Raw genomic sequence first — 13,068 nt, 5'->3', positions numbered from 1 at the left:
ATTATTAGGAGGTGTTACGGATGACCAAGGGAATCTTAGGGAAAAAAATCGGCATGACACAAATCTTTTCTGATAACGGTGATGTAATCCCTGTAACAGTTGTTGAAGCAGCAAGTAATGTTGTTCTTCAAAAGAAAACTGTTGAAAGTGATGGTTACTCAGCTATTCAAGTTGGTTTCGATGATCAAAAAGAATCACGCGCAACTAAACCAGAAAAAGGTCTTGCTGAAAAAGCTAAAACAGCGCCTAAGCGCTTCATTAAGGAATTCCGTGATGTAAATCTTGACGAGTATGAACTCGGACAAGAAATCAAAGTAGATTTGTTTAAATCTGGAGACGTTGTTGATGTTACAGGAACTTCAAAAGGTAAAGGTTTTGCCGGTTCTATCAAACGTCACAACCAATCTCGTGGACCTATGGCACACGGCTCTCGTTATCACCGTCGTCCTGGTTCAATGGGTGCAGTTGATGCGGCTCGTGTATTTAAAGGTAAAGCTCTCCCAGGACGTATGGGTGGAGAACAAATCACTGTACAAAACCTTGAAATTGTAAGAGTAGACACTGAACGTAATCTCTTGTTAATCAGAGGCAACGTGCCTGGAGCTAAAAAAAGCTACCTTACGATTAAAAGTGCTGTAAAAGCTAAATAAGAAAGGAGGATGCTTCCATGCCAAAATTAGTTGTATTAGATCAAAAAGGATCTGAAGTTGGAAATATTGAACTCGCAGATAGCGTGTTCGGAATTGAACCAAATGAACATGTTTTATACCAAGCCATCGTGATGCAACAAGCTTCACGCCGTCAAGGTACCCATGCAACAAAAAATCGTTCGGCAGTAAGAGGTGGCGGACGTAAACCATGGCGTCAAAAAGGAACTGGACGTGCACGTCAAGGTTCTATTCGATCACCACAATGGGTAGGTGGTGGTACTGTATTTGGACCAACACCACGTAGTTACAGCTACAAGTTACCTAAAAAAGCACGTCGTCTAGCAATCAAATCGGCACTTTCTTCTAAAGTTAAAGATAATGAAGTGGTTGTGCTTGATAACCTAGCATTTGAAGCACCTAAAACAAAAGAGTTTTCAAATGTACTAACGAATTTATCGGTAACGAAAAAAGCTCTTATCGTCACTTCAGAGCTTGACGAATCTGTCGTTTTATCATCTCGTAACATTCCTGGTGTAACAGTGCTAACTGCTCCTGAAGTAAATGTTCTTGATGTCGTATCTCACGACAAATTGATTGTAACTAAGGAAGCAGCAGCTAAGTTAGAGGAGGTGCTAGGATAATGAAAGATCCACGTGATGTTATTAAGCGCCCCGTCATTACGGAACATTCAACGGATATCATGGCTGATAAAAAATATACTTTTGTTGTTGACCGTAAAGCGAATAAATCAGAAATCAAACGTGCAGTTGAGGGTATATTTGGCGTTAAAGTTTCTAAAGTAAACACATTGAACGTTAAAGGTAAACCAAAACGTTTCGGTCGTTATTCTGGTTATACATCTGCACGCAAAAAAGCGGTTGTAACATTAACACCAGATAGCAATGAAATTAACTTCTACGAAGGTGTTTAATTAATAAATAGAGAAGGAGGGAAACCGACATGCCAATCAAAAAGTATAAACCAACTTCTAATGGTCGACGTAACATGTCTTCATTAGATTTTGCAGAGATTACAACAAATAAACCTGAGAAATCTCTAGTAACTGGCCTATCTAAAAATGCTGGTCGTAACAACCAAGGTAAATTGACAGTACGTCATCAAGGTGGCGGACACAAAAGAAAGTATCGTATTATTGACTTCAAACGTAACAAAGATGGAATACCAGGACGCGTTGCTACAATCGAATATGATCCAAATCGTACAGCAAACATCGCGTTAATCAACTACGCTGATGGTGAAAAAAGATATATTCTTGCACCTAAAGGTATCAAAGTAGGTACACCAATCATGTCTGGTGCAGATGCGGATATTAAAGTAGGTAATGCTTTACCACTTAAAAATATTCCTGTCGGTACTATTATTCACAATATCGAATTAAAACCAGGAAACGGCGGTCAACTTGTACGTTCAGCTGGTGCTGAAGCACAGATCCTTGGTAAAGAAGGTAAATACGTTCTTGTACGTCTCGGTTCTGGTGAAGTTCGCATGATTCTTGAAACTTGCCGTGCAACAATTGGTCAAGTTGGAAATCTAGAACACGAACTCGTTTCTGTTGGTAAAGCTGGTCGTTCTCGTTGGTTAGGTAAACGTCCAACGGTCCGTGGTTCTGTCATGAACCCTAATGATCACCCACATGGTGGTGGTGAAGGACGTGCACCAATCGGACGTAAATCACCAATGTCTCCTTGGGGTAAACCAACTCTTGGTTACAAAACTAGAAAACGTAATAAACCTTCAGATAAGTTTATCGTTCGTCGTCGTAAAAAATAATAACGATTAATTTTCTAATAAGGAAGGAGGTCTATTCATGGGTCGTAGCCTTAAAAAAGGACCTTTTGTCGATGATCATCTAATGGTCAAAGTAACAAACATGAATGAAAAAAATGAAAAAAGAGTGATCAAAACTTGGTCACGTCGTTCAACAATTTTTCCTGATTTTATCGGACACACAATCGCGGTTTATGATGGCCGTAAACATGTGCCAGTCTATGTTTCTGAAGATATGGTAGGACATAAATTAGGTGAATTCGCACCTACTCGTACGTATCGCGGACACAGTGCATCTGATAAAAAAACGAGCCGTTAATAGAGAGGAGGAATAACACATGCAAGCTAAAGCTGTTGCAAAACAAGTACGTATTGCTCCTCGTAAGGCACGTTTAGTGATGGATCTTATTCGGGGCAAACAAGTTGGTGAAGCGATTGCTATCCTTCGCAATACACCGAAGGCAGCTTCTCCTATCATTGAAAAAGTATTAAACTCAGCGATTGCCAATGCGGAGCATAACTATGATTTAGAAGCTAATGACTTAGTTGTAACTAAAGCATTTGTTGACGAAGGCGCAACTTTGAAACGTTTCCGACCTCGTGCTATGGGACGTGCAAGCAAAATCAACAAACGTACGAGTCACATTACAGTCATCGTATCAGAACAAAAGGAGGGATAATACGTGGGACAGAAAGTTAATCCAATAGGGTTTAGAATTGGCGTTATTCGCGATTGGGAATCCAAATGGTATGCAGATAAAAATTATGCTGAATATCTCCATGAGGATATCAAAATCCGTAAATATATTGAAACTAGACTTAAAGATGCTGCAGTTTCTTCTATTGAACTTGAACGTGCTGCTAACCGCATCAACGTAACCATCAAAACTGCCAAACCTGGTATGGTTATTGGTAAAGGTGGTTCAGAAGTTGAATCTTTAAGAAAAGCTCTTAATGACTTAACAGGCAAAAAAGTGCATGTTAACATTTTTGAAATTAAACAAGCCGACATGGATGCAAAACTTGTCGCTGAAAATATTGCTCGTCAATTAGAAGGACGTATTTCATGGCGTCGTGCTCAAAAACAAACAATTACAAGAGCTATGAGAGCTGGAGCAAAAGGAATTAAAACGCAAGTATCAGGACGTCTTGGTGGCGCTGATATTGCTCGTTCTGAGGACTATAGCGAAGGTACAGTACCACTTCATACCTTGCGTGCTGATATCGATTATGGTACAGCTGAAGCCGCTACAACATACGGCAAACTTGGTGTTAAAGTTTGGATCTACCGTGGCGAAGTCCTTCCAACGAAAGGAACGAAAAATAAGGAAGGAGGAAAATAATCATGTTAATGCCTAAACGTGTTAAATATCGTAGACAACATCGTGGCAAAATGCGTGGACGTACGAAAGGCGGCCAAACAGTTACTTTTGGTGATTATGGCTTGCAAGCACAAACATCTTCATGGGTAACTAGCCGTCAAATTGAAGCGGCTCGTATCGCGATGACACGTTTCATGAAACGTGGCGGTAAGGTTTGGATCAAAATCTTCCCTCAAAAGCCTTACACAGCTAAACCTCTTGAAGTTCGAATGGGTTCCGGTAAAGGGGCACCTGAAGGTTGGGTAGCTGTTGTAAAACCAGGCCGTGTATTATTTGAAGTTGGTGGTGTTACAGAAGACATAGCTCGTGAAGCTCTTCGTCTTGCATCACACAAATTACCAGTTAAAACGAAATTCGTAAAACGGGAAGAAGTGGGTGGTGACGCAAGTGAAAACTAATGAAATTCGTAATTTAACCACTGCTGAAGTAGAACAAAATGTACAGTCCCTAAAAGAAGAATTGTTTAACTTACGTTTTCAGTTAGCTACGGGACAATTGGAAAATCCTGCTCGTATTCGCGAAGTTAGAAAATCAATTGCTCGTGCTAAAACAGTATTGCGTGAGCGTGAATTGAAAATCCAAAACGGTTGATGAGAGGAGGTTTTCCGAATGACTGAAGATCGTAATAGTCGTAAAGAATATGTTGGTCGTGTTGTCTCTGATAAAATGGACAAAACCATTACAGTATTAATTGAAACATATAAAAAAGATAAGCTTTATGGAAAACGTGTGAAATATTCTAAAAAATATAAAGCACATGATGAAGAAAATAAAGCGAAAATCGGTGATAAAGTAAGAATTATGGAAACACGCCCACTTTCAAAAGACAAACGTTTCCGTTTAGTCGATATAGTAGAAGAAGCAGTTATTATCTAACCTATTTCAGGTGATAAGCTGAAGGGAGGTAACGTTGAATGATTCAACAAGAAAGCCGTTTAAAAGTTGCTGATAACTCTGGAGCACGTGAAATTTTAACAATTAAAGTTCTCGGTGGTTCTGGAAGAAAGACAGCTAATATTGGTGATGTGATTGTTGCTTCGGTTAAACAAGCTACACCAGGAGGCGTTGTTAAGAAAGGCGAAGTTGTTAAAGCTGTTGTTGTTCGTACAAAACAAGGCATGCGCCGTACTGATGGTTCTTACATCCGCTTTGATGAAAATGCTGCTGTCATTATCCGTGATGACAAAAGCCCACGCGGTACGCGTATTTTTGGACCTGTTGCACGTGAATTACGTGAAGGGCAGTTCATGAAAATCGTGTCGCTCGCTCCGGAAGTATTATAATCGCAAAGTAAGTAAAGAAGGAGGTGCGCTCTTCCATGGCTCATTTACATGTTAAAAAAGGAGATAAGGTCCAAGTTATCTCTGGTAAAGATAAAGGTAAACAAGGTGTCATTCTTGAAGCATTCCCATCCAAACAACGTGTGGTTGTTGAAGGTGTGAATGTCGTGAAAAAACACTCAAAACCAAATCAAATGAGTACACAAGGTGGTATTGTTGAATTTGAAGCACCTATTCATGTTTCAAACGTGATGCCACTTGATCCAAAAACAAACGAACCTACTCGTGTAGGTTATAGAATAGAGAACGGCAATAAAGTGAGATTCGCCAAAAAATCAGGCGAAGTATTCGATAATTAATGCCGTCTTTGAAAGGAGGTAAACGCATGAGCCGTTTCAAAGAGAAATACCAGAAGGAAGTTGTTCCAGCTTTAGTTGAAAAATTTAACTACTCTTCTGTAATGGAAGTTCCAAAAATAGAAAAAGTTGTTATAAACATGGGCGTCGGTGATGCTGTTTCAAATTCTAAAGCTCTTGATAGTGCTGTTGAAGAATTGACTGCATTAGCTGGTCAAAAACCAGTTGTAACTCGTGCTAAAAAATCAATTGCAGGTTTCAAATTGCGTGAAGGAATGCCTATTGGAGCTAAAGTAACTTTACGTAAAGAACGTATGTATGATTTCTTAGATAAACTTGTTACAGTATCACTCCCTCGTGTACGTGACTTCCGTGGCGTATCAAAAAAAGCTTTTGATGGACGTGGAAACTATACACTAGGAGTTCGTGAACAACTTATTTTCCCTGAGATCGATTATGATAAAGTGAGCAAAGTACGCGGCATGGACATTGTTGTTGTAACAACAGCAAATACAGACGAAGAAGCTGCCGAGCTATTAACTCTTCTTGGTATGCCATTCGCTAAATAAATCGTTGCAAGGAGGGAATAATTTTGGCTAAAAAATCAATGATCATTAAGCAACAACGTGAAAAAAAATTCGCTGTTCAAGAATATACACGTTGTGAACGTTGTGGTCGTCCGCATTCCGTATTACGGAAATTTAAATTATGCAGAATTTGCTTCCGTGAACTCGCATATAAAGGACAAATTCCAGGCGTAAAAAAAGCAAGTTGGTAAAACCAAGTTAAGGGAAGGAGGTTGTTTTGAATGGTCATGACAGATCCAGTAGCGGATATGCTGACTCGCATTCGTAATGCGAATACTGTTCGACATGAACAGTTAGAACTACCTGGTTCAAGAGTCAAACAAGCAATTGCTGAAATCTTAAAGCGTGAGGGCTTTATTAAAGACGTAGAATACATTAAAGATGCTAAACAAGGTGTCATTCGTATTTTCTTAAAATACGGATCTAACAACGAACGTGTTATTACTGGTTTAAAACGTATCAGTAAACCTGGTCTTCGTGTTTACGCAAAAGCAAATGAAGTGCCACGTGTTCTTGGTGGACTTGGAGTTGCTATCGTATCAACATCTAAAGGAATCATTACGGACAAAGAAGCTCGCAAACAACAAGTTGGCGGCGAAGTTCTTGCTTATGTCTGGTAATTAAAGATACAAAGAATGGAGGTGTCACGATGTCTCGAATTGGTTTAAGACCTACTGCTGTACCAAACGATGTTACAGTCACGATCGAGGGCAATCACGTATCAGTAAAAGGACCTAAAGGTGAACTTAGCCACAAGTTTCATACTGATATGAATATTAAACAAGAAGAAAATCATATCGTAGTTTCTGTTCCAACGAACTCAAAACAACACCGTTCTTTACACGGAACAACAAGCAGTTTGATTAGTAACATGGTTGAAGGTGTAACGAAAGGTTACGAGAAGAAACTTGAACTTGTTGGTGTAGGTTACCGTGCTAGCAAACAAGGTAAGAATCTTGTGTTAAACGTTGGTTACTCACATCCTGTTGAAATCGTACCTGAAGAAGGTATTGAGATAAACGTTGAAGGAAATAACAAAGTTTCTGTTCTTGGTATAAGCAAAGAACGTGTTGGCGCTGTTGCAGCTAACATTCGTTCAATTCGCCCACCTGAACCTTACAAAGGTAAAGGGATTCGTTACGAAGGCGAACACGTACGCCGTAAAGAAGGTAAAACTGGTAAATAAGTAGCATTATAGCGGAAAGGAGTGACTTGAGTCTATGATCACAAAGCAAGATAAAAATGCCGCACGTAAAAAAAGACATCAACACGTTCGTCGTCGGGTAGTAGGAACTACAGAACGACCACGTTTGAATGTTTTCCGTTCTTCAAAACATATCTATGCTCAACTCATTGACGATACTAAAGGTGTTACGGTAGTATCATCATCTTCTGTTGACAAAGATTTCGATATTGATAGAGGAAATAACGTAGAAGCAGCTCAAAAAGTTGGCGAATTGATTGCAAAACGTGCCTTGGAAAAAGGTGTTGATACAGTCGTGTTTGATAGAGGCGGATACCTTTATCATGGACGTGTAAAAGCCCTTGCTGATAGTGCCCGTGAAGCAGGATTAAAATTCTAATAAAAAAGGAGGGGAATTCATGGCAAATAATGATCGTAACAAATCAGAATTAGAAGAACGTGTTGTTACAATTAATCGTGTAGCAAAAGTTGTTAAAGGTGGACGTCGTTTTCGTTTTGCTGCCTTAGTCGTTGTAGGCGACAAAAAAGGTAATGTTGGTTTTGGATCTGGTAAAGCCCAAGAGGTTCCAGAAGCAATCCGTAAAGCAATCGAAGACGCTAAGAAAAATATGTTTAGCGTACCAGTTGTTAATACAACCATCCCACACCAAGTAACAGGTAGATTCGGTGCAGGAAGCGTGTTGTTGAAACCAGCTTCAGAAGGTACTGGTATTATTGCTGGTGGTCCAGTTCGTGCCGTGCTCGAATTAGCAGGTCTTGGTGACATTCTTTCTAAATCTCTTGGATCCAACAACCCTACGAACATGGTTCGTGCAACCGTTGCTGGTCTTAAAAGCTTAAAACGTGCTGAAGATGTTGCTAAATTGCGTGGCAAATCAGTAGCAGAATTGCTAGGATAAGGGGGAAATGACAATGGCAAACAAACTTGAAATCACCCTCAAACGAAGCGTTATTGGTCGTCCTGAGTCTCAACGCGTAACTGTTAAAACGTTGGGTCTTACTAAAACTAACCAAACGGTTGTTCAACCAGATAACGATGCAATCCGTGGTATGATTAACAAAGTATCACATCTATTAGAGGTTAACGAAATTAACGAATAATATAGATTACTAATTAAGAGGAGGTGCCAATATGAAACTCCATGAATTAAAAGCAGCAGAAGGTTCACGCCATGCGCGCAAACGTGTCGGTCGTGGATATGGCTCAGGTCTTGGTAAAACTTCTGGCCGTGGTCAAAAAGGACAAAAATCACGTTCAGGCGGTGGTGTACGCCCAGGATTTGAAGGTGGACAAATGCCTCTCATTCAGCGTTTACCAAAACGAGGCTTTAAAAACCCTACACGTAAAGAGTATAGCCTTGTGAACCTTGAAACGTTGAGTAAATTCGATGAAGGTACAGAAGTAACACCAGAATTGCTTTTACAAAACCGTGTCATTCGTAAATTAAATGACGGCGTGAAAGTTCTTGGCCAAGGTCAACTTGACAAGAAATTGACTGTAAAAGCACACAAATTCTCTGCTTCTGCCAAAGAAGCAATTGAGGCGGCTGGCGGAAACATTGAGGTGATCTAATGTTTCAGACGATCTCCAGTATGTGGCGAGTGAAAGAAATACGTCGCAAAATTATTTTTACACTTGTAATGCTCATTATTTTTAGACTCGGAACCTTTATTCCGGTACCAAACATTAACACTGATATCATTAATTTAAATGATTCAAGTGTTTTCGGTTTGTTTAATACTTTTGGCGGTGGGGCACTGCAAAACTTCTCGATTCTTTCGATGGGTATTATGCCTTACATCACTTCATCCATCATTGTGCAACTTTTGCAGATGGATGTTGTGCCAAAGTTTACAGAATGGTCAAAGCAAGGTGAAATGGGGCGTCGTAAGCTTTCTCAAGTAACGAGATATGGTACGATATTTCTTGGCTTTTTCGAAGCCATCGGTCTTTCAATTGGATTTAACGCGCAATTCCCCGGACTAGTTGAAAATCCTTCTATATGGACTTACGTAACCATTGCTATAATTTTAACGGCTGGTACAGCGTTTTTAATGTGGTTAGGCGAACAAATTACGGCTCATGGTATTGGTAATGGTATTTCAATTATTATCTTTGCTGGGATTGTTGCTCGTATACCTACGAGTATAAATCAAATTTATATCGATCGCTTCCAAAACGCTACAAATACGTTCCTGCAAGTCCTTGAACTATTGGTCATATTGCTTGTTGTCTTAGCTGTTGTTGTAGGGACCATTTTTGTTCAACAAGGAATAAGAAAAATACCTATTCAATACGCGAAACGTACAATAGGGACTAAAACGTATGTTGGAGAAGCAACGCATTTGCCGATAAAAGTCAATGCTGCAGGCGTAATTCCAGTTATTTTCGCTATTTCTTTGATGATTACACCACCTACAATTGCTCGTTTCTTCCCAAGTAATGCTGTCACGCGTTGGATTACCAATGTATTTGACTATACGACAGTAACTGGTATGATCATCTATGCGGTATTAATTATTGCCTTTACCTACTTTTATACTTTTGTTCAAGTTAATCCTGAAAAAATGGCGGATAATTTGAATAAGCAGGGTGGATATATTCCGGGAATAAGGCCTGGTAAAAACACCGAAGAGTTTGTAACGTCGATTCTATACCGTTTAACCTTTATCGGTTCTATTTTCTTGGCGCTTATTGCATTATTGCCCATGATTTTTGCTGATATAGGGAATCTTCCAACTAGTGTTCGTATTGGTGGAACAAGTTTGCTCATCGTTGTCGGTGTAGCCTTGGATACGATGAAAAAGATTGAAGGTCAGCTCGTTAAAAGGAATTATAAAGGATTTATGAAAAGATAGACTTTTTATGAATCTTGTGATGGAGGGGTAGAATGAACCTAATTCTTATGGGACTACCCGGTGCCGGAAAAGGTACTCAGGCAGAACAAATTGTTGAAAACTACGATTTGCCTCATATCTCAACTGGGGATATGTTTAGGCAGGCAATCAAAGATCAAACTGAGCTTGGAAAAGAAGCAAAATCATATATGGATGCAGGTAATCTCGTTCCAGATGAAGTCACGATTGGTATTGTTCGTGAACGTTTAGGTAAAGATGATTGCATAAAAGGTTTTCTACTTGATGGTTTCCCAAGAACTGTTTTACAAGCTGAAGCTTTGGAAACAATTATGTCAGAGAGCCATCGTCAAATAGATGCTGTACTCTATATCGATGTTGATCAAAGTAAATTGATGAAACGGTTAACAGGTCGTCGTGTGTGTCCTGAATGTGGGACGACATACCATATCGAGTTTAATCCTCCTAAGCGCCCTGGCGTTTGTGATAAAGACGGCGCTACACTTGTGCAGCGACCTGATGATCATGAGGATACGGTTCAGCAACGTTTGCAGGTTAACATTCAACAACAACAACCTTTACTTGATTTTTATAGCCAAAAAGGCTATTTAAAAACGCTTGATGGAAACCAAGATATTAAAGACGTATTTCACTCAGTTGCACATATTCTTGGAGAACTTAAGTGATCAAGCTGAAATCAACAAGTGATATTGAAAAAATTAGAGCTGCTGGTAGAATTGTTGCCTTATGCTTAAAGGAGCTTGAAAAAGCTATTTATCCTGGTGTAAAAACAATTGAACTTGATAGCTTAGCAGAAAAGTTTATTAAAGACCGGGATGCTTATCCTTCTTTTAAAGGTTACGATGGATTTATTGGAAGTATTTGTACCTCCGTAAATGATGAACTTGCTCATGGCATTCCAGGTTCAAGGATTCTTGAAGAAGGTGACATCATTAGTATTGATGTTGGTGCACGTTACCAGGGGTTCCATGCCGATTCTGCTTGGACATTTGCAGTTGGCTCAATTTCTGACAAAAACCGCAAGCTTCTTTCAGTAACTGAAACGTCTTTATATCATGGTTTGGAACAAGCAAAGCCAGGTGTTGGACTATCCAACATATCCCACGCTATCCAAACATATGTTGAGTCCAATGGATTTTCCATTGTTCGTGAACTTGTTGGTCACGGGGTTGGTCGCGACTTACACGAAGAACCAGATATACCTAACTTTGGACGTCCAGGACGTGGGCCACGTCTTTTGCCAGGTATGGTCCTTGCAGTCGAGCCTATGGTGAATGCAGGAAGCCGTTTTGTGAATATCATTGAAGCTGATGACTGGACAATTGTCACTGAAGACGGCAAAAACGCAGCTCATTATGAACATACCATTGTTATTACAGAAAACGGTTATGAAATCTTGACAAAGCCATAAGTGAAGGTGATGATTGATTGGTAAGTGTCTCAGATGAAAAACCTGTCCCGGGACAGATCGCTAAAGTCTTAAAAGGCAGGGAAGCGGGCAGTTATTGTGTTATTGTTAACATTCTTAATGATCGTTTTGTCGAAGTTGCGGATGGAGACAAACGCAAATTTGATAAAGCTAAAAAAAAGAATATCAACCATCTTGACCTCGAGCCTTATGTTTCGAACGAAGTATATGAGAGTATTAAAGAAACAGGACGTGTCACGAATGGAAAGATACGTTTTGCTGTTGCACAATTTATGAATGAAAAAAGTCAGTGACTAGAGGAAGGGTGAGTCAGTCGATGGCTAAAGAAGATGTCATTGAAGTGGAAGGCACCGTGATAGAACCATTGCCAAATGCGATGTTTCGTGTCGAGTTAGAAAATGGTCATAAGATACTAGCTCACGTATCTGGTAAGATTCGTATGCACTACATTCGAATTTTGCCTGGTGATAAAGTGACGGTGGAACTATCACCATATGATTTATCACGTGGACGAATTACCTTCAGACATAAGTAATGAGAGTTCTACGTTATAAAGGAGGGTATCACAATGAAAGTAAGACCATCAGTCAAACCAATGTGTGAAAAATGCAAAGTGATTCGTCGCAAAGGTACCGTTATGGTAATTTGTGAAAATCCTAAACATAAACAAAAACAAGGATAATAGGAGGTGTATTAATATATGGCACGTATCGCAGGTGTCGATGTACCAAGAGAAAAACGTGTAGTTATTTCATTAACGTATATCTTTGGTATCGGTAAAACAACAGCTCAAGAGATTCTTGCTAAAGCAGGGGTTTCTGAAGATACACGCGTAAGAGATCTTACTGAAGAAGAATTAACTCGCATTCGTGAGGTTATTGATAAATACAAAATTGAAGGTGACCTTCGCCGTGAAGTTTCCCTCAATATTAAACGTCTAATCGAAATTGGTTCATACAGAGGAGTCCGTCATCGTCGTGGTTTACCCGTTCGTGGTCAAAACACCAAAAACAATGCACGTACTCGTAAAGGACCAGCTCGTACAATCGCTGGCAAGAAAAAATAAGTAAAGGAGGGACAAGTTCATGGCAAAACAACAACAACGTACGCGTAAACGTCGTGTCAAAAAGAATATTGAAAGTGGTATTGCCCACATTCGTTCAACTTTTAATAATACAATTGTAACTATTACGGATCCGCACGGTAATGCGATTTCTTGGGCAAGTGCAGGTGGCCTTGGATTTAGAGGTTCTCGTAAATCAACTCCATTTGCTGCACAAACAGCTGCTGAAACAGCTGGTAAAACAGCTATGGAAAATGGTATGAAAACGATTGAAGTCTCCGTAAAAGGACCAGGGGCCGGTCGTGAAGCTGCAATTCGTGCGCTTCAAGCGGTTGGTCTTGAAGTGACTGCTATACGCGATGTAACTCCAGTGCCTCACAACGGATGTCGCCCGCCTAAACGTCGTCGCGTCTAGTTTGTACGTATATCTTTTGAAAATTTGTTAATAATGG

At 39.8% G+C, this 13,068-nt stretch carries 28 protein-coding genes; all 28 read left to right on the top strand.

Going from position 1 to position 13,068, the window contains the following annotated elements; translation table 11 throughout:
* Positions 1 to 20 precede the first annotated feature (20 nt).
* From rplC to rpsK, 28 genes are read left to right on the top strand one after another with little or no spacing between them, the layout of a single operon-like run.
* Positions 21 to 650, top strand: coding sequence for a 50S ribosomal protein L3 (gene rplC / locus GMB86_RS12200; protein WP_155220341.1), 630 nt, complete (start codon positions 21 to 23; stop codon positions 648 to 650).
* 17 nt (positions 651 to 667) lie between these two features.
* Positions 668 to 1,291: a 50S ribosomal protein L4 gene (rplD, locus tag GMB86_RS12195; RefSeq protein ID WP_155220339.1), complete on the top strand. Its 624-nt coding sequence runs from the start codon at positions 668 to 670 to the stop codon at positions 1,289 to 1,291.
* Positions 1,291 to 1,581, top strand: coding sequence for a 50S ribosomal protein L23 (gene rplW / locus GMB86_RS12190; RefSeq protein WP_155220337.1), 291 nt, complete (start codon positions 1,291 to 1,293; stop codon positions 1,579 to 1,581). The genes rplD and rplW overlap by 1 nt, the downstream gene beginning before the upstream one ends.
* Before the next feature lie 29 nt (positions 1,582 to 1,610).
* On the top strand, positions 1,611 to 2,441 hold the full coding sequence (rplB, locus tag GMB86_RS12185; protein WP_155220335.1) for a 50S ribosomal protein L2: 831 nt from the start codon (positions 1,611 to 1,613) through the stop codon (positions 2,439 to 2,441).
* Between the two features lie 37 nt (positions 2,442 to 2,478).
* Positions 2,479 to 2,757: a 30S ribosomal protein S19 gene (gene rpsS, locus GMB86_RS12180; protein WP_155220333.1), complete on the top strand. Its 279-nt coding sequence runs from the start codon at positions 2,479 to 2,481 to the stop codon at positions 2,755 to 2,757.
* 19 nt (positions 2,758 to 2,776) lie between these two features.
* A complete protein-coding gene (rplV, locus tag GMB86_RS12175; protein WP_155220331.1) occupies positions 2,777 to 3,118 on the top strand; it encodes a 50S ribosomal protein L22 in 342 nt (113 codons plus the stop codon).
* Between the two features lie 3 nt (positions 3,119 to 3,121).
* Positions 3,122 to 3,781, top strand: a complete 660-nt coding sequence (rpsC, locus tag GMB86_RS12170; protein WP_329602909.1) for a 30S ribosomal protein S3 — start codon at positions 3,122 to 3,124, stop codon at positions 3,779 to 3,781.
* A 2-nt stretch (positions 3,782 to 3,783) separates the two neighbouring features.
* Positions 3,784 to 4,218, top strand: coding sequence for a 50S ribosomal protein L16 (gene rplP / locus GMB86_RS12165; protein WP_155220329.1), 435 nt, complete (start codon positions 3,784 to 3,786; stop codon positions 4,216 to 4,218).
* Positions 4,208 to 4,411: a 50S ribosomal protein L29 gene (gene rpmC / locus GMB86_RS12160; protein ID WP_141191472.1), complete on the top strand. Its 204-nt coding sequence runs from the start codon at positions 4,208 to 4,210 to the stop codon at positions 4,409 to 4,411. Before rplP ends, rpmC begins: the two co-directional genes overlap by 11 nt.
* A gap of 18 nt (positions 4,412 to 4,429) precedes the next feature.
* Positions 4,430 to 4,696, top strand: a complete 267-nt coding sequence (gene rpsQ, locus GMB86_RS12155) for a 30S ribosomal protein S17 (protein WP_155220327.1) — start codon at positions 4,430 to 4,432, stop codon at positions 4,694 to 4,696.
* Positions 4,697 to 4,734: 38 nt separating this feature from the next.
* A complete protein-coding gene (gene rplN, locus GMB86_RS12150) occupies positions 4,735 to 5,103 on the top strand; it encodes a 50S ribosomal protein L14 (protein ID WP_141191470.1) in 369 nt (122 codons plus the stop codon).
* 35 nt (positions 5,104 to 5,138) lie between these two features.
* Positions 5,139 to 5,459: a 50S ribosomal protein L24 gene (gene rplX / locus GMB86_RS12145; RefSeq protein WP_155220325.1), complete on the top strand. Its 321-nt coding sequence runs from the start codon at positions 5,139 to 5,141 to the stop codon at positions 5,457 to 5,459.
* A 26-nt stretch (positions 5,460 to 5,485) separates the two neighbouring features.
* Positions 5,486 to 6,025: a 50S ribosomal protein L5 gene (rplE, locus tag GMB86_RS12140; RefSeq protein WP_155220323.1), complete on the top strand. Its 540-nt coding sequence runs from the start codon at positions 5,486 to 5,488 to the stop codon at positions 6,023 to 6,025.
* Between the two features lie 23 nt (positions 6,026 to 6,048).
* Entirely contained in the window at positions 6,049 to 6,234 is a 186-nt protein-coding gene (locus GMB86_RS12135; protein WP_141191467.1) for a type Z 30S ribosomal protein S14, read from the top strand.
* Positions 6,235 to 6,264: 30 nt separating this feature from the next.
* The gene (gene rpsH / locus GMB86_RS12130; RefSeq protein WP_155220321.1) at positions 6,265 to 6,663 is read left to right on the top strand and encodes a 30S ribosomal protein S8; all 399 of its coding nucleotides are present in this window, start codon (positions 6,265 to 6,267) and stop codon (positions 6,661 to 6,663) included.
* 29 nt (positions 6,664 to 6,692) lie between these two features.
* Positions 6,693 to 7,229, top strand: coding sequence for a 50S ribosomal protein L6 (gene rplF / locus GMB86_RS12125; protein WP_155220319.1), 537 nt, complete (start codon positions 6,693 to 6,695; stop codon positions 7,227 to 7,229).
* 34 nt (positions 7,230 to 7,263) lie between these two features.
* Entirely contained in the window at positions 7,264 to 7,626 is a 363-nt protein-coding gene (rplR, locus tag GMB86_RS12120; protein ID WP_155220317.1) for a 50S ribosomal protein L18, read from the top strand.
* A 19-nt stretch (positions 7,627 to 7,645) separates the two neighbouring features.
* Positions 7,646 to 8,146, top strand: a complete 501-nt coding sequence (gene rpsE / locus GMB86_RS12115; protein WP_155220315.1) for a 30S ribosomal protein S5 — start codon at positions 7,646 to 7,648, stop codon at positions 8,144 to 8,146.
* A 13-nt stretch (positions 8,147 to 8,159) separates the two neighbouring features.
* Positions 8,160 to 8,348: a 50S ribosomal protein L30 gene (gene rpmD / locus GMB86_RS12110; RefSeq protein ID WP_155220400.1), complete on the top strand. Its 189-nt coding sequence runs from the start codon at positions 8,160 to 8,162 to the stop codon at positions 8,346 to 8,348.
* 31 nt (positions 8,349 to 8,379) lie between these two features.
* Positions 8,380 to 8,820 (top strand): 50S ribosomal protein L15, encoded by a 441-nt coding sequence (gene rplO, locus GMB86_RS12105; RefSeq protein ID WP_155220313.1) that lies wholly within the window; start codon positions 8,380 to 8,382, stop codon positions 8,818 to 8,820.
* A complete protein-coding gene (gene secY, locus GMB86_RS12100) occupies positions 8,820 to 10,106 on the top strand; it encodes a preprotein translocase subunit SecY (RefSeq protein ID WP_155220311.1) in 1,287 nt (428 codons plus the stop codon). The genes rplO and secY overlap by 1 nt, the downstream gene beginning before the upstream one ends.
* Before the next feature lie 32 nt (positions 10,107 to 10,138).
* Positions 10,139 to 10,789 (top strand): adenylate kinase, encoded by a 651-nt coding sequence (locus GMB86_RS12095; RefSeq protein ID WP_155220309.1) that lies wholly within the window; start codon positions 10,139 to 10,141, stop codon positions 10,787 to 10,789.
* A complete protein-coding gene (gene map / locus GMB86_RS12090) occupies positions 10,786 to 11,535 on the top strand; it encodes a type I methionyl aminopeptidase (RefSeq protein ID WP_329602908.1) in 750 nt (249 codons plus the stop codon). The genes GMB86_RS12095 and map overlap by 4 nt, the downstream gene beginning before the upstream one ends.
* Before the next feature lie 17 nt (positions 11,536 to 11,552).
* Positions 11,553 to 11,846: a KOW domain-containing RNA-binding protein gene (locus tag GMB86_RS12085; RefSeq protein WP_155220307.1), complete on the top strand. Its 294-nt coding sequence runs from the start codon at positions 11,553 to 11,555 to the stop codon at positions 11,844 to 11,846.
* Positions 11,847 to 11,869: 23 nt separating this feature from the next.
* A complete protein-coding gene (gene infA, locus GMB86_RS12080) occupies positions 11,870 to 12,088 on the top strand; it encodes a translation initiation factor IF-1 (RefSeq protein WP_132747132.1) in 219 nt (72 codons plus the stop codon).
* Between the two features lie 33 nt (positions 12,089 to 12,121).
* Entirely contained in the window at positions 12,122 to 12,235 is a 114-nt protein-coding gene (gene rpmJ, locus GMB86_RS12075) for a 50S ribosomal protein L36 (RefSeq protein ID WP_026688601.1), read from the top strand.
* An 18-nt stretch (positions 12,236 to 12,253) separates the two neighbouring features.
* Positions 12,254 to 12,619: a 30S ribosomal protein S13 gene (rpsM, locus tag GMB86_RS12070; RefSeq protein WP_155220305.1), complete on the top strand. Its 366-nt coding sequence runs from the start codon at positions 12,254 to 12,256 to the stop codon at positions 12,617 to 12,619.
* A 19-nt stretch (positions 12,620 to 12,638) separates the two neighbouring features.
* Positions 12,639 to 13,031 carry a 30S ribosomal protein S11 gene (rpsK, locus tag GMB86_RS12065; RefSeq protein ID WP_155220304.1) on the top strand — a complete coding sequence of 131 codons (393 nt, stop codon included), beginning with the start codon at positions 12,639 to 12,641 and terminating at the stop codon, positions 13,029 to 13,031.
* Positions 13,032 to 13,068 lie beyond the last annotated feature (37 nt).

This window comes from Terrilactibacillus tamarindi, assembly GCF_009718825.1.
Lineage (GTDB): Bacteria > Bacillota > Bacilli > Bacillales > Sporolactobacillaceae > Terrilactibacillus > Terrilactibacillus tamarindi.
The sequence above is the reverse complement of the archived record's forward strand: the minus strand, read 5'-3'. Positions and strand labels throughout refer to the sequence as shown.